This is a genomic window from Pseudoalteromonas sp. P1-26, assembly GCF_001401795.1.
In the GTDB taxonomy this organism is placed as follows: Bacteria; Pseudomonadota; Gammaproteobacteria; order Enterobacterales; family Alteromonadaceae; genus Pseudoalteromonas.
In genome coordinates this window covers 63,306-86,401 of sequence record NZ_LKDX01000017.1, presented here as the reverse complement: position 1 = coordinate 86,401, position 23,096 = coordinate 63,306, and the positions used below count along the sequence as shown (strand labels likewise).

The following is a 23,096-nucleotide window of genomic DNA, read 5'->3' as shown; positions in this document are numbered from 1 at the left end:
CGGCATTGGCGCATTTGTGAACCGCTACCCGCAATACCGCTATTTGTTTGGCGCAGTTAGCGTATCTAACGCACTCCCCGAGCAAGCTAAATCACTACTCGTTCATTATTACCAGCATTATTATGGTGCTAAACAAGTGTTAGCTATCCCCAATAATGAATTTCGCCATACCGAATCACAAAAAGAACAATGTGCTCAGCTATTTGCTGGGGATGATATTAAAGAAGACTTTGTTGAACTTAAGCATGTACTTGCCAATATCGGCGCGCAAGTCCCAACCCTATTTAAACAATACACCGAGCTTTGCGAACCTGGTGGCGTACAATTTTTAAGTTTTAGCATCGACCCTGAGTTTAATAACTGCATCGATGGTTTAGTGCTTGTCGACCTAGATAAAGTGAAAGCGAGTAAAGCCAAACGATACTTAGGACAGACACGCGAATAGTCGTTATAAAATAGCTAAAAAAAGTCGGCACGCTCGCCGACTTTTTTCTTTTTAATTAAAGGTATTTCTAAGCGCAGCTAAATATATTTGCTCAATAGTTTTTAAATCTGCGATAGGAACATGCTCATTAACTTGATGAATGGTATGGTTTCGCACTCCACATTCAATCACTTGCGTGTGCTCATTAGCAAAAAAGCGACCATCTGATGTGCCACCACTAGTACTAAGCATCGGAAAGCTGCCAGTGATTTCATGCACGGCTTGTTCGAGCTGCTGCAATAAGCAATTGCTGGCCTGATGCAGGGTATAAAATGATTCACACGGGCGTTCCCAAACAAGCGTTAGCTGTGATGCTAGATCTGCCAATGCAAACTGAATTTCTTCTTTAACGTCTTTACTTTTATAGCCATGACTATAACGTACGTTAAACGTGAGCTCACATTGAGCAGGAACAAGATTATCGACCACATTGGCAATATTAATTCCGGTCACTTGCAGTGTTGTAGCCGAACTAGCTTCATCTTTGTGCCAACTAATTGCCGTTAGGCGCTTCACAACCTCTGCACTTAAATGCGCTGCGTTTATGGTGTTTTCTGGATAAGCAACATGCCCTGCTTTACCTTGAATAGATAATCGAGCAGACAAAGCGCCTCTTCTGCCATTTTTAATGGTATCACCCACATGCAAATGACTCGTCGGCTCGCCTACTAGGCAACCATCAAGCACAACACCTTGTTTGGCTAGACGCTCAGCAATCAGTAAAGAACCGTATTCAGCCTCGCCCTCTTCATCTGAGGTAATTAACCAGTAAAATGTGCCGCGTTTATTGCTATTTTGCGCTAAAAAACGTTTTGTTGCGCAAAGCATAGCAGCAACGCCGCCTTTCATGTCTGCTGCGCCACGGCCATAGATATTGCCATCGACTATCTCAGCGCTAAATGGATCAACTCGCCAATCACCTTCTGCAGCAGGTACCACATCAATATGACCAGAAAAAGCAACGATAGGGCCATCACCAAAGGTGATTTTAGCAATTAAATTAGTAACATGATTAAAGCTAAATACTTCACAGTCAAAGCCGAGCTGGCTTAGGCTATCTTCAAGCCAATCAATTGCACCAGCTTGAGCAGGCGTTACCGATTTAAATCGGATCAAGGTTTGTAATGTTTCTACCACGTCAGACTGCACTACTGAGCGCGTTGCTAACTCTGCATTTGATATCAAACTCATAATAACCCTAGTCAGTTAGAAAGCTTAGGTTATTACAACGAGAGATTATGACCGCAGTGTGAAACTTAAATTAATGATTTCCTTCTTCAATGAGGGTTTCTTGGGTTACCTTGGCAATATCTTTGTCTTCTTTGGTTAATTGTGTTCGCTGCCAACGACCAGCTGCGAACCAAAGATAAGTAATAATAGCCACAAGTACATTAGTAATAGCAAACGAATACCATATGCCCTGTGGTCCAAGTGAAGTATGCTTTGACAAAATATACGCGGTAGGAAATTGAATAACGCATTGCGAAAGCAGTGACACAACCATAGCATTGAGCATGTTTCCTGAAGCCCTAAATGCAGCAACCACACAAAGCTGCACGCCTATTCCGCCCCAAGTTAAACACATAACGCGAATGAACTCTGCGCCACCAGCAATCACAGACTCATCATCAGGAATGAAAAAAGCCACAAAGTATTCAGCAAACAGATAAGCAACAACGCCCACTAATGTTAGGCCTAGTAATCCCCAAAGCGAGGCTAAACGTGTTATTTGTGCTGCACGCTGTGGATTTCTTGCCCCCATGTTTTGACCAACCAAGGTTGAAACAGCCATTGAAAGACCCATTGCAGGGATCATCACCATTTGTAAAATATTAGAACCAACACCATAAGAGGCAATGGTGTGCGTACCAAAGCTGGCAACCAAAAACGACATAATGATTAAGCCAAAGGCTCTCGCAGAAAGTTCAACCGAGCCAGGAGCCCCTAAAAAGAAGGCTTGTTTCATATATTGCCAGTCTGGTTTAAAGCTAGAGAGTTTAAGTTGGATGCCGTGGCGGCCTCGCAAAAACACCCATACCCCGATTGCAGCCGCTAAGCTTTGCGTGATTAGTGTGGCTAGTGCAGCCCCCATTACGCCAAATCCAGCAAAGTCACCAAAACCAAAAATCAGTAAAGGGTCGAGCACAAAATTGAGTAATACAGTAGCGCTTACAATATAAAGCGGTACCTTGGTTTGCCCTATGCCACGCATTAAGGCTTGAAACATGGCATAAATAAATACAAACACAACGCCAATAAAAGATACATGCATAAATTTAAGCGCATCACCAAACACTTGATCTTCAACACCTAATAAAGTCAAAAAGTAAGGAGAAAGCACATAGCCTATTAAACCAAGTATGGTTGCGGTAATTGTCACCATTAACATAGTTTGGGCAGCAACATGGTTTACCTTATCTTGCTGACCAGCTCCCATGTATTGAGCGGATAAAATAGCGCCCGCCATTGCCAAACCAGAGCCAATAGCAATCACCAAAAAGGTAACTGGCATACTGACAGAAACGGCAGCCACTTGTTCTGCCCCTAAGCGCCCTACCCAAAATGCATCGGTCAACTGATAAGCAGACTGCAAAATATTGATTAAGATGATCGGGATACCTAATTTAAGTAACGCTTTTGAAATCGAGCCATGAAGAAATAAGTGCTGAGGATCAGCCATGAAAAACACCTAATTAAGCAAATAACCCTGTTAGTTTACCAGCCGCAACTGAATATAGAGTCAATAAGAGTCAATCTTTTTTTTGCTGTACCTGTTTAAAAACTTAATCTAAATCAATAAATGGCTTCACTTAGTTCAAACATTTTTGAAACTTTGATCTAGAACAGGTTTTGTCCGCTTCAAGTTAGTAATAATAGCCTCAACCAAATAAGACAAGTAGTTCGCGGAGAACAACATGAAAACTAAATTAAGCATTGCATTACTTACTTCACTATTAGCACTCTCTCCTGTTGCAAACGCAAACTTAAGCGTGAACGTAGGTGCAATTAATGTAAACCCTGATAACGACAGCTCAAAAATCAATGAAGCACCAACGTTAGGTCTACGTGCAGATGATGATACTCAGCTAGGTATTACTGTAGATTATGCGCTTGATGACAATTGGGTAATTGAATTAGTAGCAGCAACACCTTTTAGTCATGATGTTCAAGGTGCAGGTGGTTTAGCAGGTAACAAAATTGCGAAAATCAAACATTTACCACCAACACTTTTAGCGCAGTACCACTTCTTAGACTCAACTTATAAGTTCCGTCCATTTGTGGGTGTAGGCGTAAACTATACTGTTTTCTTTGATGAAGAGCCTTCAGCTGCACTAAAAGCAACACTAGGCACTGACGATGTAGAAGTTAAACTAGATGATTCATTTGGCTTTGCAGCTCAAGCTGGTTTTAACTACATGATGAGTGAAAACTGGGGCCTTCATGGCATGGTTTCACTAATCGACATCGATACAGATGCAACTGTTTATGCTGACGGCGCAAAAGCGTTAACTTCAACTGTAGAAATCGACCCAGTTGTTGCTATGTTCGGTGTTAAATACAAATTCTAACTTTCATTTTGTGAAAGCCCATACGCACAAAAAGGCCATTTATTGGCCTTTTTTATTTCCATTCATCTCCTAATACCAAATTGCTATTTGTCTAAATTTTAAGACAAATTCTGTCAACCAATAAATTTGAACTACACTTAAAACTTAAGCTACACCTTTATCATTGGTTATTAAGTCACCAGTACAAAATATCATCGAAACTATGCCCAAGAGCATGCAATATCTGAATTTTCAGAGCTGGTCAATTGTTGTCCCTATTAGCCAGCAATTATAAAATAACCATAATAATTTTGACGTATAGAATGTAAATTGTGTGATAACGAGGGGCGTTAGTTGAAAATATTTTTTAATTCTTTAGTTCTGCTTACGTGTCTTAATTTAACTGCATGTAAAGTAAAAGACCCGAACGAAGGTAAACCAGATGAGCAAACGCAGGTCGCAATCAGCGATCGCGAAAAGCTGCTTGCTGGTAGTGCAAATATTTCTTTTACGATCACCGATGAAAATCAAACACCTCTAAGCAATATCAGTGTTACCTTAGCTGGGCAAAGCTATCAGTCTGATAGCGATGGTACTATAAGTGTTAGTAACCTTGCTTATGGCAATCATGCGATTATGGTTGAGCAAACGGGATATTTTCCGCGTGCAAGTATTGTCGTTAATCAACCAGACTCATCGACAACTACAGTCCAACTCCAAACTAAAGCATCGAGCAGTAAAAGCCTCTTATTTGCTGGCGATACCATGTTTGGCCGTCGTTATTTAGATCCCAATTTAAAAACCATGGGCACGTCTATTCCCGATGTAACTGATGCCTTGATCCATCCAGATACAGCCGGGGCAGACAGTATTGCAATTACTGCTGATGTCGCAGCCCTATTTGAAAATGCTGACTTTGCATCAGTTAACCTAGAATCGCCAGTGACGACTAATCCAGCAACCGTCCATCCAACCAAAGAGTTCAGCTTTTTTAGTCTACCAGACTCACTGCAAGGGCTAACCGAGATAGGCATAGATTATGTTGGTCTTGGTAATAACCATATCTACGATTACTTGCAATCCGGCTTAGAAGATACCCTTATTGAAGTAAGCAATGCTGGCTTACTACATAGCGGTGCAGGACTTGATGAAACCCAAGCAATGACCACAGTGAGTAAAACACTTGAAGATATAACGCTCGTGCTTTTTGCCGCCACTTCAATCACAGGGACAGAACACGAATACAGCTACATTGCTGATACTGAAAAAGGCGGAGCTGCAAATTTAACCAACTCGGATACAGTTAAATCTTCACTAGAAGAACAGGATTCTTCACAATTTATCATTGCCCAAATGCACGGAGGTGATGAATACACCTATTCTCCTTCAAGCTATATTGGCAGCCGGTTTGAAGCATTATCAAAGCAAAATACAGATCTCCTTATTGCTCACCACCCCCATGTAGCGCAAGGCTTTGCTGTCTATAACGATATTCCTGCTGTACTCGGTCTTGGTAATTTCGTATTTGACCAACCTCGCCTTGATACCTTACTCGGTGTTGCTGTGATGATCGATTTAAACACAGAAACGCAAACCGTCAACCGGGCTTTTGCTTATCCTATTTTTGTTGAAGATTATAAACCACGCTTTACAACAGGTTTTTTAACTCACTACTTATTAAGACGCCTTGCTGAGTTTTCTGATGACAATATCACTTTAATTCCTCGTGATAATTATGGTGAAGTCTATTTTAGTCAAAATCAGGCAACAAAGAGCACGACAGACGTCACTATTGAGGTAAATAGCAATAGTGACATTATTGACTTGCGACAATACGCCCCTTCATCAGCCGCATTCGTATCTGAGATCGAAGTAACCAGTGGCGAACTCAGTAGTATGGTCTTTGGCCGCGACATAATGGTGTTTGGTGATTTTGAAGATTGGGATAACGACAGCGAGGCGTTTGAAGTAAGCCGCTGGGATCACACCAGTGACAGCGTTTTTCCATGTACAGACCAACCTTATGCTGGCATTCAAGCACTTTGCTCTAGTCGTGACGAGTTCGATAATACGCCATCGATAATACCGTTTAGACATACAATGCGAGTGATGGAATTAACAGATGAAAATGGCGATCCACTTCTGAGTAAAGACTTCTCATTTTATGGTTATTTACAATCAGAAAATGGTGGAAAAATTGATGCTCTATTAAGTTATACAACCGAAATAGACGATCTTACTTTTTCACAACATAAAATAGATGTAAGTGAAGGCGGTGACCAAGCATGGCATGCATTTAGTCATGACTTTAGTTTACCGTCAGATGAGTTCACTTTAGGACCAAAAGAACTTCCACCAAGAGGTGTGAAACTGCAATTTAGACATTATGCACCAAGTACAGGTGAAGCAATCTCTCGCTTAGATAATGTTGCACTAATTAGCTGGCAAGATGCTATCAGCTTAGATAATGGACTATGGCAAACCGAGAAAATGCACGGTTTTGACTTTTTAAAAATCTCAGCAAGTGATGATACGAGTGTAAAAATTACGTTCACATTACTTGATTAAGGAGGAGATGTGTCTGCTGTTCAACAATTGTTGCGTTTAAAAAACTTGCGCGCATTTTGGCTTACTTTAAGCTTATTTTGTGTGGTCTTGTTAAGTAATATGTTCAACCTCTTTCAGGCGAGCAATGCTTTTTTCTATCAAAATTTAGAGTCACTAAGCCACACTCAACAAACTAATGTTGTACTTATTACCAGCGACCGCTTAACAGACAACCACCAGCAACTCGTTGAAAAATTGGTTGAATATCAACCTCGCGCGATTGTAGTGCTGGCTAATGAAACATTAGTCGCACCAAAACTAGAAAATGTCTATTACCCATACGCTGAGGGAGAATATTGCGTACCACAAATTGATAATTGGGCTACTTACCAAATGCGCATTCCTCAATCAAATGAGCTTGAATGCAAAAGTATTTGGCAGCAGATATTTAATTATGATTCAGAACACGTTCAACTTATTGACTTTGATTTAGCTGTCACTGCGCTGCCAAAATTTAGTGCTGAACGGGTGCTAAATGTTGACGTAATGAGTGAGCAACTTGAAAATAAGATTCTTATCATTGGTCAAAAAGCGGCCGCTTTTAATGTCTTTATTCGCGCCCCAAAAGTCGACGGCTTAAATGATCCTTTATTACTGATAGCCTATCTCGCTGACAGTATTGATAAACAAACAACTGTAAAACAACTAAATAGCTTACTGACTATTTTTATTGAGCTTGCGCTTGTTTTTGTACTGCTTTTTAGCTTTCAAAAACTGTCGCTCATATATTCTTTTATTATTGCCTTAAATAGCGTGCTGCTATGGTGCTTATTGGGCTATTTTTTCATAGAATTTAATCAACTTTTCATCCCAATCGGACAATACATAGTATTGACATTTATCACCTTATTTTGGGTAATTGTTGTTCGAAAGATGTCTGAAGATAACGAGCTGAACACTGTTGTGAACAATATTCAGCAAAAAATGATGGGCCGTTTTATCCCACAAAGCTTTATTGAGCAAGCCTCGCCGTGGGATCCAATCATTCAATTAATTAGCCAGCAGCTAGACTTAGAAAAATCAATTTTCCTTGCCCGAAAAGAAGATGATCATCGTGTTGTTGAAATTCGTGCGATAAATTGTAATTTAGATGATATTCAAGAGATGCGTCGTGATTACAAGCGCACTCCTTACAGCAAAGCGTTAAAATCATTAGGTGTTGTACAAATTACCCGCCCCTTCTTTACACATATTAAAGAAGGTGAAATCGAATTTATGGCGCCCTTGGTTTATGCCGGTGACGTCCGCGGCTTTTGGGCACTATCTGTTATCCCTAACAAATACTTCAATCAGCAAGCGTTTGAAAAAAACGTCAATAAATTCGCAGCTCAAGTTGCTGAATTGCTTTTCCATTATCATATATTTAAAACGACTCAAGCGAGTAACAATAGCTTATTAAATCAATTACTAACCTTAAAGCTACATGAGCCGATTAGTGAGCAGGTTAAACAATCTATTAATGAAATGGAGCAAAAGCTAACAACCTTAGAAATGGTATTTAATCATACCCGCTCTGCCACTGTTTTATTTAATTTGTTTGGTCAAGTAATTCAAACAAACGCATCCCTTGAACAATTTGCCAAGCAGCACCAACTTGCGATTTTTGAAATGACGGCACTAGACCTACTTTGCAAGAGCTGTGATTTAGACGCTGAAATTGCTAAAGGGAAATTGCGTTATATCACTCTAAACAAAGCAGAGGTGGCCTTACCAGCTAAGTTTGGCGAACAAGACTATACCTTAAATATTAAAGCCCTACACACTGACAGCTCACAAGCGGCATCCGGTGAGCCTTTTCAAGTATCAGGTATATTATTTGAATTTATCGATAACCATGTAGCTCGTCATGAGGGGCAAGGTTAATGGATTTTGTGTTAGCACTCTTCCCTGCAGGTAGTGGCCTTGGTCAATCTGTTATTACAACAGTTTGGGTAGGCACTGCAGTTGTATGCTTACTTAACTTGCGCTTCGGCTTTCCATTAACAGGCCTTGTAGTACCCGGTTATATCGTTCCTTTGTTAATAATTAGTCCGACCTCTGCGGCAGTTATTATCATTGAAGCTATTGTTGTATATGCCTTAATGCGTTTTAGCGCACATTATATGATGGAAAAATTTGGCTATAGCCAAATGTTTGGTCGTGATCGTTTTTTTGCCATCATATTGATAAGTATCCTAGTTCGAGTATGTATGGATACCTTGTTTTGGCCGTTAATTGCAAACCAATTAAGTCGCTGGGATATCACCTTTGATTATGCTTCACAGCTCTACTCTCTTGGTCTTATCATTATCGCTTTAACAGCTAATGTAATGTGGAACGGGGGCTTTAAATATGGCTTAAAAGTAACCTTTATTCAGATACTTATTACCTTTATTCTCGTACGTTTTGTGCTCATGCCTTTCACAAACTTTAGTATTGCTAACTTGGGTATTATGTACGAAGCAGTAGCTGCGTCGATTATTGCGGCTCCCAAAGCCTATATCATCCTAGTTATTACCGCTTTTCTTGCCTCTCGGGCGAATATTAAGTACGGCTGGGAGTTTAACGGTATCATGCTACCAGCACTTCTTGCCCTTCAACTTACTCAACCGAGTAAATTACTAACTTCATTTGCTGAAACAGCCATTATTTTGGCCGTTGGCGGGGCACTTATTCATTTTACTAGGCTTAGACACGCCAATATTGAAGGTGCCAGATTATTGATGCTGTTCTTCACTATCGGCTTTATTTATAAACTGATTCTTAACTACATTGTGGTCTGGTATTTCCCTGCCATAAAAGTGACCGATACTTTCGCGTTTGGTTATATGTTAGCGACCTTACTTGCTTTAAAGATTTATCAAAAAAACGCCTTAGGTCTTGTCGTCAGAGCAACATTACAAACTTCGATAGTGGGTGGTGTACTTGCCATTATCGTTGGCTTTATTGTTATGCTAATTCCTTCGATACTATCTAAGCCGAACCTTAAACCCGAAACTGAAATTCAGCATGTTATTACGCTTAATCAGCAAGTTAGTCAGTATAAAAGTTACCTTTATACCAGTCGTAGTAATAAAGTTAGTGTAAGTAGTTATAAAGCAAATCAAGCCGTTGCTGAGTTTAAGTATGCTGTTTATCAGCTAAATAAGGCAATCATTAAACAGCAAGATATCGCTGAGCTCTCAGCTTTATTTTCTAGCATTGGCTTTTTACTGCAAGGTGATGAAAACTATATTTATCTGATTGATACAATTGAAGATAGGCAACGCGGACTGTTTGTTTTCAACAAACAACCTAAAACCCCTTTATTAGTCACCGTGCCATTTCCAATTACTGAAAGTTTAGCCAGTGATTCTGCGGCCCTGATTTTCGAACAGCTACAAAGTAAAGCTTTGGTATTTGGTACAAGTAAAACGCCACAAAAGACCTTAGCGAAAGAAAATCAACAAAGCCCATTTTATCAGGCGTTTATCTCTGCATTAGAAGGTACAGAGATATTGCAAATTCGAGAGGCCAACCGCCATACTGCTACTTTGTTTTCAGACAAAACAATACACGCAAACAGTCAATATTGGATCTATAACCAATTACCAAGCTCAGTAAGTCAACGCGAGTTACATGATTTTGTCGGCAGTGAAACAACCTCTTTTGGCACGGCAACGAGTAGCAGCCTACCTTCTTCAAGCTTTTCTGGTTCAATGTTCGAAATGTTTTTAGATGGTGATAATTACACCAATATTTTAGCCAGTATATACCGTGATAATTTCAATTACAGTAATCTACAGTTGAATGAATTAAATGAAGAAATTAATCAAATAGTTGATATTTATTCGACTCACATAAGCAAAAAAGGCAGTTTTGACTATCAACCACTTTCTAATAGTCAGGTCGCACTTTGGGAGTTTGAAGTCTTAACGCCACTTTACAAGCTGATTGCTCGCATTGGTAATGATGCGCTGACTGAAGATATGCTAAACCAGCTAAAACAAATTAATGGCACCGCACAGCTTTTGAGCTATCAATTAAGGCTTGTAAAGAACAACAGTGGCCGTTATTTACTGCTGAGCCCGCTAGATACTCCTGCTGCATTACAACAAGGCCAAGGCATATTCCTATTTAATTTGACCGAGCACGAAGCAATTACCTTAAGTGTCCCTAGACCTTTATTTGAAAGTAATACGTTAAGCTTTGCCAGTGAGTTATTTGCTAAGTCGAACGCTGCTAACCTACTCGTTGCAGGGGCGCACCCTTATGCACATCCACAAGCAAATGTATTAGCTGCAGATAATGTTGATTCTTTATTCAATATTATTCACCAAAGCTTCTTACGTTTTACACAAAACCAGCCTAGTTTGAATATTCAAATTCGCAGCCATAGCGCACCTTCATGGATACGCCCAAATGCAATCGCATTCTCAACAACACAAATAAGCGATACAGCGCTCCCATTAATGAAGCAAGTTGATAGTGAACTCAACGCGTTAGGTGTCAATTATCAAACAGTCATGGGGCAACAAGCCACTCGCGGTCTCGAGATTGGTAGCTCTCCGCAATCCGGTTACCAGCAGTTTAATGCCAATAGTGAGCTGGCAACCTTGTGGCTCGCTTCAGACTTTAAACAACAGTTTTCGATGGATCAAAGTAGTGTGTTACAACGTTTATTAGCCATTTCGAGTAACTCTAAGGTTAAGGTAATAAACCTTGCCACTCTATCGCCATTTAACTGGCAACCGTTGGATGTTAACAAGAACCAACAGCTACAAACCCTTGTAAATAACTATGTCGCTAATCAGCGTCTCACATCGTTGCGAGATTTTTGCTTCCAAATCCCCGCTTGTAGTTTACAAACCATCAAGCTGGAACACCTTGATAAATTCGCTCTAATGATAAAGCAGAACAATAACATCCTTGCGATCTATAACCCGACAAACAATCAACTGATTGATGTAAAAGCATTTAACCTGCTAATGGGAGGAGGTCAGCGTGTATTTAATTAAACGCTTATTCGCCCTATTACTTATTTTGACATTACTTTTAGCTATATTTTTTGCAGGGCGCAGCTTTTTAGTGTGGCTAGACTCAGCAGAGCCCGTGGATGCACGTAGCAATACCGAAACGCGATCTAATGTACAGTGGTTAAGTAGCGAAAAGCCACTGCGATTTACATTTTCTAATCAGCGAACTCATTCATTACGAATTCTCTCGAATGCCGTGTTTGACCAATCTGTGTTTCTTGAATTACCGGTCAATTACGCAATTAAATACGTTCTTTATGACGATAAAGGTAATGTGATTTTAGATAAAATTTACCATCACGCTTCAAAACTAGTTAACAATAGTGAAGAACAACAGATCAAACAAATAATAGAGAATAAACAATCACTAAACGTTGCTTCTGGGCAGTCTTTTTATTTGCCAATCACTCATTATCCAAATGCCAAAAGCCTTGATTTAACGCTGATCCCAGAAGAAAAATCACTACAAGGCGTGGTTGTCCGTGTTCATGCAAAAACCCCTGAACAAAATATCGACCCACTCAACAGTTGGCTTAAACGCCCTCTAGAAAGGCGAAGACGTGCCACTGACTATTTAACTATGGGTGAAAACACGCTAACCAGCGCTGAAATTAGTAATGCGATGGCATTTTGGTGGCAAAAAATTGCACCTCAAGGGATCCCTGGTATCGACTTTAAATCTGACATTTTGTATGAAACGCTACCTTACAATGTCACTACTTATGACTTTAGCATGCAGCAGCATGACTTAGGCGCTTATTACACTGAACTTGGCCTCTGTGCCAGTATTAAACTTGATGTGACTGATAGCCTTATTTTCACCGTCAACTCAGAGCAGCTATTACCATCGCTAACTTGGTATGATAAGCATCAGTTCAAGGCGCCAATACCAATCAGTGTATCTCCAACCGATAGCAAAAATAGCTATAAGACAGAGCTTATTGATGCAGGCCTAGTCACCATTTGTAGTGAAGAGCCATTACTGACAAATTGGCGAACAGCGTCAAGCACACCAATTTTAACGAGTTATGCAGGCAGCTATTTGGTGAATGAATTTGCCAGTGTAGATTTTGATATAGAGCCAAATAGTAATCTCAATATTGACGTTCGTGCATTGCAAAGTAGTCAGCTTAACGTGGTTATTTATGATGAACGTAACCTAGCAATAGAAGATTACACCGTGACTTTAAAAGGTGAAGTGTCAGACTTCGACCGATTGATCACCGATACAACTCAAAGACAGCGTGTCGGTATGCTCAATAGTTACTATTTACGTACCCCAGATAATGCTCATCATCTGAAAATTAGCGCTGAAAAAGATGTCTACGTTCGATTAAAATCTCGGTTAGCAGATTTCAATTATCAACGAACAATTTCTCATCAATATCTACCCGAGCCAATCAATGGTTTTTACGATATTGCCGCTTGGTATGAACAGAGAGCTGCAAATCATTATGAGTTAACGCAGCTAGCACATTTTACTAATATCCGTACTTTTACTCCGCCGAAAGAGCCGGATTTAGTGACAACTTTTTATCAATCTAAAGAGCTCTTTGCAAAGCTGCCATTATCAAATGTCGCTTTAGTGCTAAGTCCTGATCGCTATTTTATGCCGAAGTTACCACCGCAGGTGTTTAACTTTGGCTTATATAACAAAAATAACTATTCACCTTATGACGATTCTGAGGACAATAGTTTAGTTTATCGCTTAACTAACAAAAGCAGCAAAGAAGTCGCGGTGTCTGAGCTATCGGTCGAGGCATTAAAGCAATTACAGTCACAGGCGAAAACTATTTACCAAAATTGGTATGGAGATCGCCCATGGATAAAGCAACGCATTTACCAACTTGATAAAAATACTCCTTTGACACTTGATTTCACAAAGCAACAGCGCCCTATGAGCTTAGTATTTAAAGTGTTTCGTGCAAATAGCAGCGAACCTGTAGAGTTATCGCTATCACAAAATGCCGACTACAAAGCAGGGCTGACCAGTGAATACAGCATCGCTAAACAACGCTTTATGCTAAATCAATCGGCATTACTCGATGCTTTTTTAATTCACCCAAAAAATAGTCAGTTAACAAGCTATCCTAGCGTTACTCAAACAATCACTAATGACATTGCTGAGTTACACTCCCTAACACTGCAAACAACTGACACGGTGTGGGTTTCTATACTTGAGGAATATCCTTTGCAGGAGCAAAAAGTAAGGTGGTGGAACCATGAAAACTAAAATAATGATGATTATAGTTTGGCTCTTTGTATCTACATGCCACGCAACACCTAGTTTAAATGAGCTTACCTTGAGCTTAAAGTTATGGCTTGTTGATCAGCAACAGACTCCCACACACTTTAATGTCAACCAAGGTGCTCTATTTGCAAATGAATCTTTAAATTCCGGTGGTGAAATTCATTATAAACAGCAAGGTGAAAAGTGCATTGCTTATGCACCACATCGCTTTTATGACAAACACACACATACTATTGCAAAGGCACTATATGCACACTGCCAAGTATTTTTAAGCAACACTAAACACCGCAACGACCGTGATGAGCATGGAGAACTTATTGACTTTGGTAAGTATAAACCAAGCGCGAGTAATGCCTTTATTCTTGCATACTCTGAACATGTTGAGTCATTTTCGATTTATCAGATCCATGGTTACGCAAAAGAAAAAAGGAAGACTCCTGAGGGTAAAAAAGCTGATGCAATTATAAGTAATGGTCATGCAATACCTAGCAAGCGGACGATTGCAATCACAGCCTGTTTAAATGAACAGCTAGATATTACAGCTATGGTTTATGGCCTTGATGTTAAAGAACTTGGAGGCACCACCAATATTCTTGCATCGCTGGCTCCTAACAACAGTCAGTTTTTCCATATCGAGTTAAGTCGCCATTTGCGTGAGCGATTAGTTTCTAATAACCAGCTATTTAAGTTGTTTAACCAATGCCTTATTTCATAATTGCTATTATTTTACTGCTGCTTTCAATGCAGCCTGCATACGCTGTTGATACAAATAGAGGTGTTCTTGAGCCCGCAATTTGGCTGCAAACCTCGCCAAAGCTCGCGCCCTATACCACTAGCCAAGATATGAACTTTAGTGCCAAGCAACATCGCTATCTTTGGCTTCCTAAAGGACATTGGCTAGACATTGACCCTGAGCTTCTTAATAAATTCATTATTAGTGCGGGGAATACCCAATACATACAACAACGCCTACAAGTGCATCGCGATTTATTATGCGATACGAAGCGATGCCAACTCCCCGCTATGGGCCATAACCGAATTGTCGCCATCCAAAATCATCTAGATGAGGGTGCCACGTTCAGCGCTATGATTGGTCATATACCACAAAATGTAGATAGCTTTAGACGAGCCTTGTCGCTTGCTAAGCCCTCAGTTGTAACTAAAAACCGCAATGGCAGTGAACGTTATTATCAACTAAGCAAAGATGACGAAGTCACCTTGTTTTTCTCGGCAGCAAAAAAGCTTAAATTATCTGTTCGCCAAAATATGCAACAGCCTGATGAAAAAGGTGTTGTTTATGCGTATGTCGATAAACAATTGGTTGCTAAAATCAATACCATTAATAGCCAAGCCTTAGAATATAAAGAACAGTCGTTAGGCCTTGAAAATACTGAGTACCTAGCTATCGCTGCCGGACAATACTTAACGATAAAAAGTAAAACCGATGCATTTATCAAACTGGAGCAAAGTCACCGCGCAATTTATGATGATAATGCTGCAGAAAAAGAACAAGAAAAATTACTGTTACCCTACTGGTATCAAGTCGCTGATGATGCCATTACAGCGGTTTATCGCGACCACTCATTGCAAGTGTTTAGTGATGATGTATTTAAAGCAAATAACTCACTAGCCCTAAAACGCCGTACCAACTTGCTATCTATGATGACTGGGCAATCCCAGCTTAAGGGTAGTTATCGCACTTTGAACGCAGTTGAGTCTCAAAATAGTATGGTTACTGAACTCGCTGAGCAACGCTTAGTAGACGATCAGTTTTATCCGCGTATAAATCAACAGCTCCGCCTTATAACCACTTTAAGCCAATCTGCACAGCTATTTGATTTATTTAGTGAAAAACGTGCAACACCTTGGTTAACTTTAATTGCAAGGAGCACTAAAGACAGCCAATTGAAACTATCTGCAGGTGAAAATAGTTGGTTAGTAAACCTAAAAGCAACAAATGACTTTCAAACATTATTTATCTCTGTGCCACTGAGCAGTCAGTCGTTAACAATTCAAAGCTTAAGTAGTCAATCAAATAAAGTTGAGTTTGCGCTCTATGCAAGAACGCTTGCTGATCTGCCAAGCGACGAAGTGATATATCAACAAGCAGTTAATACTAAGAATATAAGCCCTGCGATATCAAAACTGATTGCAGATGACCTACACAAACAACATGCTGATTATTTAGCGGCCATCGAGCCTTACGCGCCAGCACGTAAAAACGTCTCTGCATTTAATGCCGAACAATCATTATTAACAGCGAAAGACTTAGCTGATAGCGCCCCTCTCGATGCCTTAGCATTTTTAAAACCTCTGACCCAAAATGCGAATACAACAATTGCTAAACAAGCTTGGCAACTTAGAGTCGCAATTTTACGTAAACAGCAACAGTTCCACTTAGCCAATAGTTATTTAGAAGGCCTATACAAAAGTACACAGCAATTAGAGCTGAAGCAATTTGCAGCAAAAGCCTTGATTGATAGTTATCAAACAGAACGTCAAGATATCAAACTATTTGCACTGTGTGCAGGTAACTTAACAAGCATAAATGAGTGCCCGCCAGTTTTGATTAATTTAGCGGTAAAACAGCAAAAACATCGTTTGGCTGCGTGGCTGGCTCACTCATCAACTGTGCCAACTAAAGTGTCTGAAAGCTTTAAAGCGCTTAACTATCAAACTCTCAGTGCCCCTCCCTTCATTGATGAAGCGCGTTATTTAGTAAAAGCTGGTATGCAAGAAACCTTTATTAACAGCCAGAGGAAATATCAAAATACTATCATCACAAAAACAATGCCATGGCACTTTACAGCCCAAACACCTATTAATTTAGTTATTAAGGCTCGCACAGCAGCCAAGCAGAACGGTGAGTATCAAACCGCTTGGCTTATGGCTGAGAGTCAATATCAGCATAAACTCATGCCTATTTTTAGTGATATACCCGCAACTACTTTGTTTGTTAAAAACCAACAAGCGGCCTCAATTGCAGCCACACTAGTAATTCGCCTTAAAGCTGGTGAAGCGCTAAAAATAACAGCTGACCATACGAGTTATCTTGATGTGAGCTTCATTCCAGACTCTTTATTTAGTCAGTTCGATTATGTGTCTGACGCCGCAAATAAATCCCCATCAAATGATATTATGTCGCTTATCTACTCTGCAGACGCTACACAAGCCGAACTTTTATTAAATGGGCTTTATTTACTTAGTAAAAAGCGCCTTACCAATAACCAATACACACAACTTCTTCAGCGCTTAGAAACCTTAGGTGCGGATTCTAAGTCGACCTTTTTACAAAACAGAATAGAAAGTTATGGTCAATGGCAGCCATTAGATAGTTTGCTCGACTTTGCTGGTACGCGATTATTTGACATGCAAAGTACAGCGCAAAGTAGCTTTGCAGATCGTTTTACATTGCTTAATACACAGGCAGGCTCCAATAAAGGCATACTGCTGCGCCCATTCCACACATTAAACATTGATTTAGCACAAACTGAAGGGCAACAAATTCGCTTTAAATTTAACTTTTCTACTGCTGAATTGGCTCGTGCAAATGTTGCTAACCTGTCATTACAATTAGCAAATGATCAAAAGATCTGGTCAGTCACAGAGCAGCAAAGCATTCCTTTCACATTTAACAAACGTGAATTGGATAACAACATCATTTCTGTCAGGTGGCTGAACCCGTATCTATCGCAGCACCTAACAATTGAAGCTGAACAATATGTTACAGGTCGCTGGCAACACCTAGAGCTGCCGACAACGTTACTCTTTTACACAGTGACACCTGATACGCCTTTAATGGCCAAATTACCTGCTGACAGACTCATTAAGTTAGAACAGATGAATGAATTTAAGCGAACAGAAAGACGTTTCTTCCACCCTGCGGGTAAGGTTGAAGTGACTGCAGATAAATTACAATACGTTCGTTTGTATAGCTGGCAGCTAAGTGAGCAAAGCAATAAAATTTCACCTTACTCACAGGCAAAAACCCTGTTGCCAGAACTGGTCACTTATCAAGCGCCAGAAAAGCCCTCTATTATCAATGAGCAGATAAACCTACATAGTGACGAATTAAATTGGCAGGGATTTATTCGCTACGATCAACAAACAATTTTCCAAAGTGCCGAAGATATACCTGCCCGTGAAGAAATAGATATAGGTGCCCGCTTACGCCTCAATGATGATAACCACTGGTATCAATTAGAGGGCTATTACTCTATGAGCGATAGCCAGGCTGATATTTTTGCCCTAAATGGTTACCATTCTTGGCAAGATGAAAACAGCCCATGGTATATCGACACGCAAATCAACTCACGTTGGCAGCCAAGCCATGATAGTTTTGACTTACAGTATGCATTAGATGCAAGTATCAGTATTGGTCAGTCTTGGCAGCGCGATACTGTGCACCGTCACCAATGGCAAGTAACGCCTTACATTCGTTATAACAGCGCAGACCTTGATGATTACTTATCAGATGAGCAACTAAACTCGAGCGTTTTCAACTTCTACCGTGAAAATCATGCATCTGGCTGGTTGAGTTATTACCAGTACCGTTATCAACCTTGGGTTGATAACTACCTTAATTTTGGTGTTTCCTCTGGTTCTAACGATGACTGGATAAGCCTAGACTACTTACGTTTCAACTCAAGTTGGAACCAATATTATCGTGGCCACATTTTTCAAGTTGGTTTAGATAGCTACTATCGCTTTGCCGATGAGCATAGAGCTACAGCCACATGGCAATACATCACTCGCTTTGCGTGGCAAAAACAAGTCAATTTAGGCAGTTTTACAAACGGCTGGCTGAAACTAAGCTGGCAGCAAGACTGGGTCTGGAACAATCATAATATTAGTCTCGAGTTTTCATCAGGTAATAACCAGCACACCGGCTTTGCACCTTTTGCTCATGATGAAATTATTTTCCCTGCACTTCAACTTAACCATTTGCTAGAGCACAGTGATTATGAGCAGTAAACAACTTAAACAACGCCTAGAAACCTTGCTATTTGCTGATATAGCTAGTTTTTGGCTAGACTTATACCGTCAGAAGTACCATGAACTTGTTGATGAATTAAGCCAATGGGAGCTGATAAAAAATCAACCTGACGATGACGATGAAGATGACTGGCTTTTATTACAAGCGATTGCTTTCCTTACTCACAAGATTGAAACCTTGCAGAATCAGTTGCTTAAACTTGATACCGACCATCGCCGTTTTGTAGAGCGTTTGAGCCATGCAGAGTTAAAAGCAGAACGTGAGTTTCACATTCTTGATTACGCATACATTTTAGGGGCAGACCGACTGCAGCTAAAAAAAGATCAAGAGGCTTTTCAGCGCTGGTTTGATGAAGGTGCGATGATTAATCGCTATCAAGATAAAACCTCTGAGCTTGAACAATCACTGAAATTTTTAATTGGTAAACTTGGGGATTTAGCGAATCGCTATTTACGTAGCCACGCTGACGAAATTGCGAAATCATGGCTGACTCTAAATTTAGAAAGCTTTTTCTTGTCGTTATTAGAAAAAACTGACAATGAAGCCATTCGCAACTCAATTTTTCGCGCTTTGGCAAATCAAGTGCAGCTAATAAGTGAATATGTAGATGATCCTGAGTTTAATGCCGAATTAGTAGAAAACTTACTACAGTCTCTTGAAAAAATAACAACCCCGCATGCTGCAAAAGTCGATATCTTAGAAATTTTAATTAATTTAAGGCCAACATTCACACGCTACTATATGCGCTCTCATATTGATTTAGAGCTACCTGAAAATGAGCAAATTGACCGAAGGCAGTTATTTTTACTCAGTGCCTTTGCTGGCATCCTTAGCAAACAGCTTAACCTCAGTGAGGTTAACATTAAACTATTATTTTTACTCGCCAAACATCGCTACCCAAGAGTAAGGCAAAGTGTCTATGAGCTGTGTTCTGTGTTGCCATGGCCATGCTCGCAACAGCTTATTTTAGAAGGCTTACAAAATGAGACTCAACAGGCTGTTAGGTTAACTCTGATTAAGCAATTAGCCGATCCACGTTTCAGTGAGCATCAGCAAGGATTCAAAGTTTGGCAACAACAATTAATAGCAACGGCTAGCTTTGCTGAAAAGCGCTTATTACTCGAGTTAAGTCCTCGCATTATGTTTAACCTGCAAGTGGATTGCCATACAGAGCAGCAAGCTAATAGTTTATTTAAATCATTTGTGGAATTTTTAAATCAGCGCCTAGAAGATGAGCCAAGTCTCGCTATTCGCCGCATTATCAGCCGTGTACGGGAACAACTTGTCAGCTTTGTGCACCAGCAGCAAGTAGCACAACTTGAAGTTGACCTGAGCGCCCACAAAAATCTAGATTTAGCTGATTGGAATGAGCAGTTACTCGGCAGGTTATTAAGTAATCAAGCGCAAAATTATGAAGCCTACAATGTCAGTGCGCGAAAGAAATCATGGCAAGTACAATATGGCTACAAGCGAGGCTTTCGTTTTTGGCGACTTTGGCATGAATTCAAAACGCCGAGTACTGATAAACGCCAGAGTTTTAACCACTTGCATGCAAGAAAACCAAGTGCATTTATGCATGTACCTAGTAGTACAGTGGCTGAAATTAGTCAAACAGAAGTCCCTGGCGAACCACGCTTTGATGAGCAGCAATTTAGTGCTCGTGAACACTTGCCATTACTCGACTTTCTTTTGAGCAGCCTTTCTCAAGACAACCTAAAAACGCCAGCAAAAACCTATACACCGGATGGTATTCTCATAGTGACCCCACCGAAGAGCCTATTTAAAAGGCTTTACTGCTATAGCTGGATATCGTTTAACTATGAAAAATTAAACGAACTGAGAAATGGCTCAGAAGTTGAACAAAAACAGTTTTTAGAGATATTAAAAAGTAAAGGGTTTACACTTGATTTTCAGCCGTATGGTAGCGTACTTGATACAAACTTCCCGGTAGAAACAAGTATCAGTAGGTTATATAACAAACTCGCAATTACACCATTTCTGTTTAATCTATGGTCAAGCTTTAAAGAGTATGCGTATTCAATTTACCAAAATAGCATAGGCCAGCTTATATTCTTTGTGCTCAGCTTTATTGCCTACTTTTGGGCAAGGCATTTGAAAATTAGTCGTCAAATAAAGTCTGACAGAGCACACATTCCGGTTTCAATTGGTGGTTGGGGAACGCGAGGAAAGTCAGGAACTGAGCGTTTAAAAGCTGCACTTTTTAGTAGCCTCACGTTAAAAGTTGTTAGTAAAACCACAGGCTGTGAAGCGACCATGATCTATGCCAGAGCCAGTGGTGAACAGTTCGAAATCCCTCTATTTAGACCCTTTGATAAAGCCAGCATTTGGGAACAAAGTGACGTTTTACACTTTGCCAAAAATGTAAATGCGGATGTTTTTTTATGGGAATGCATGGGGTTAACTCCGCGTTATGTCAGAATTTTGCGCAACTGGATGCAAGATAGCTTTTCAACTATCACTAACGCCTACCCGGATCATGAAGACATTTTAGGACCAACAGGTATCGATGTTGCTAATGAAACAAGCCATTTTATTGGTGAAAACAGCTTAGTATTCACCAGCGAGCAAAACATGGCCCCTATACTTGAGGCGAATGCGAAGCAAAAGAATTCAAATTTAATTCAGGTTCATTGGGCTGACGGCCTACAAATTACCGAAGATATTCGAGCCCTTTATCCATATCAAGAGCACCCTGCAAATATTGCTTTAGTTTGTAAAATGGCCAAACACATTGGCCTCAGCAAAGATTATGTATTTAAAGAAACCTCTGCGCGAATTATTCCTGATATCGGCGTATTACAACAGTTTCCTAGGGCACCAATAGGTTCTATAGAGCAGTCTTTTGTAAATAGTATGTCGGCAAACGAGCGCTTAGCAACGCTTGAGAATTGGCGCAGACTCAGCCTTTATGAGCTCAATGATTGCCCTAAGACACAAGTCATTGCATTAATTAATAACCGTAATGATCGTGTCGCTCGCTCGAAAGTATTCGCTAATATTTTGAGCCATGACTTAAGGTTTGACCGAATTGTAGTGATAGGTACTAATGTAGATGGCTTTTATAGTTATTTTATTAATGCATTAACAGAGCGAATTGATAAGCTCATTGAAAATAATGATATTGAAGAACTTGAAAGTCTATTGGTACAACTGAACTTATTTACTGCAGAGCAGCTCCATGCCCGCTTTGTCAATGCATATGGGCAAACCAATGCAGATAAATTAATGTCGCTGAGTGAAGGGACACTCAATAAAGCCTGCGTAAAAGAAATTCTCGGAGATATTTTAGACTCACAAGTAGGTGTTATTTTGAGTTATTTCTGCCACCACTTTCAACGAAATGCGCTTGCTGCTTTACAAGAAAACATAGCTGAAAATGCAAATGAAATAAAAGAGCGCCTATTAACTATTACTAAGTCTAAAATAACAGTCCATGAAAATAGTAACTTATCTGCCGATGAACTTACTATTTCAACCGCCGATTTAGCTCTGCCAAATACACATCAGGTTATTGTAGGCATGCAAAACATAAAAGGTGCGGGTTTAAACTACGTGTACGCATGGCAACAGTGGCAGAAAATACATCAAACCATTCGCCACTTATTTACTGAACAGTGTTCAGCTAAAGAGTTTCGTACCGCACTTACAAACTTAAATATGATTGTTTCGTTCAATCTCATTGAAATAGACTATATGAAACAACATTTAGCAACTTTAAAGAAAACTCACCTTGCGCAAAATGAGTTTTGCCAGGCTGAAATATCTAGCCTGTTAGAAAAACTTGAAGAAGATGAATCAAACCAGAAGCAGGAGCAACAACAAGCCTTACTTGTGAAATACTTCAATCAACTAATTGAATCATTTTTAGATGCCGGTGCTGCAGTAAAACGGAAAAAGCGCGCAAACCAAATTTATCGCGATATTGCAGATCAGCGTATCACTTTAGAAAAAGCGATTAAGCTACTCGGTAAACTTAGTCGCAATCAAAAGTCTGGATGGTTCGCGAACAAGTCAAATCAAGACTAACTTTATGGTTAGACCCAAGACCAAACCCCAATACTTATGGGTTTGGTTTTTTTGAGCTATAAAAAAATCTTGAAAAATCAGAAATTTCCGATCAAAAAACAAGCTTTTACAAATCATAAAGTTAAACGGTTATACGTAAAATCACCGCAAATCCGGCTTGTTCCTTAAT

Annotated in this window: 10 protein-coding genes and 1 pseudogene; 9 read left to right on the top strand and 2 right to left on the bottom strand. The window is 40.0% G+C overall.

All coding sequences use genetic code 11. The annotated features are described in order from the left end of the window. Positions 1 to 445: pseudogene (locus AN394_RS10480) on the top strand (GNAT family N-acetyltransferase); the annotation flags it as partial. A gap of 51 nt (positions 446 to 496) precedes the next feature. Here AN394_RS10480 and dapE read toward each other — a convergent pair. Both dapE and AN394_RS10470 read right to left on the bottom strand, forming a co-directional pair. Continuing rightward, entirely contained in the window at positions 497 to 1,675 is a 1,179-nt protein-coding gene (dapE, locus tag AN394_RS10475; protein WP_055021472.1) for a succinyl-diaminopimelate desuccinylase, read from the bottom strand. A gap of 70 nt (positions 1,676 to 1,745) precedes the next feature. Beyond that, entirely contained in the window at positions 1,746 to 3,164 is a 1,419-nt protein-coding gene (locus tag AN394_RS10470) for an MATE family efflux transporter (RefSeq protein ID WP_054561920.1), read from the bottom strand. Positions 3,165 to 3,399: 235 nt separating this feature from the next. On the opposite strand from AN394_RS10470, the gene AN394_RS10465 reads away from it, so the two are divergent. The 8 genes from AN394_RS10465 to AN394_RS10430 all read left to right on the top strand — a co-directional run bounded on the left by AN394_RS10465 (position 3,400) and on the right by AN394_RS10430 (position 22,927). Then, positions 3,400 to 4,053 (top strand): OmpW family protein, encoded by a 654-nt coding sequence (locus AN394_RS10465; RefSeq protein ID WP_054561921.1) that lies wholly within the window; start codon positions 3,400 to 3,402, stop codon positions 4,051 to 4,053. A gap of 333 nt (positions 4,054 to 4,386) precedes the next feature. Beyond that, the gene (locus AN394_RS10460; RefSeq protein WP_152966939.1) at positions 4,387 to 6,600 is read left to right on the top strand and encodes a CapA family protein; all 2,214 of its coding nucleotides are present in this window, start codon (positions 4,387 to 4,389) and stop codon (positions 6,598 to 6,600) included. 9 nt (positions 6,601 to 6,609) lie between these two features. Further along, positions 6,610 to 8,502 carry a hypothetical protein gene (locus AN394_RS10455; RefSeq protein ID WP_054561922.1) on the top strand — a complete coding sequence of 631 codons (1,893 nt, stop codon included), beginning with the start codon at positions 6,610 to 6,612 and terminating at the stop codon, positions 8,500 to 8,502. Then, positions 8,502 to 11,615: a poly-gamma-glutamate biosynthesis protein PgsC/CapC gene (locus AN394_RS10450; RefSeq protein WP_055021471.1), complete on the top strand. Its 3,114-nt coding sequence runs from the start codon at positions 8,502 to 8,504 to the stop codon at positions 11,613 to 11,615. The genes AN394_RS10455 and AN394_RS10450 overlap by 1 nt, the downstream gene beginning before the upstream one ends. Continuing rightward, a complete protein-coding gene (locus AN394_RS10445) occupies positions 11,602 to 13,866 on the top strand; it encodes a hypothetical protein (protein WP_055021470.1) in 2,265 nt (754 codons plus the stop codon). The genes AN394_RS10450 and AN394_RS10445 overlap by 14 nt, the downstream gene beginning before the upstream one ends. Continuing rightward, entirely contained in the window at positions 13,856 to 14,599 is a 744-nt protein-coding gene (locus AN394_RS10440) for a hypothetical protein (RefSeq protein ID WP_055021469.1), read from the top strand. The genes AN394_RS10445 and AN394_RS10440 overlap by 11 nt, the downstream gene beginning before the upstream one ends. After that, positions 14,584 to 18,858, top strand: coding sequence for a hypothetical protein (locus AN394_RS10435; protein WP_055021468.1), 4,275 nt, complete (start codon positions 14,584 to 14,586; stop codon positions 18,856 to 18,858). Before AN394_RS10440 ends, AN394_RS10435 begins: the two co-directional genes overlap by 16 nt. After that, positions 18,848 to 22,927: a hypothetical protein gene (locus AN394_RS10430; RefSeq protein WP_055021467.1), complete on the top strand. Its 4,080-nt coding sequence runs from the start codon at positions 18,848 to 18,850 to the stop codon at positions 22,925 to 22,927. The genes AN394_RS10435 and AN394_RS10430 overlap by 11 nt, the downstream gene beginning before the upstream one ends. Positions 22,928 to 23,096 lie beyond the last annotated feature (169 nt).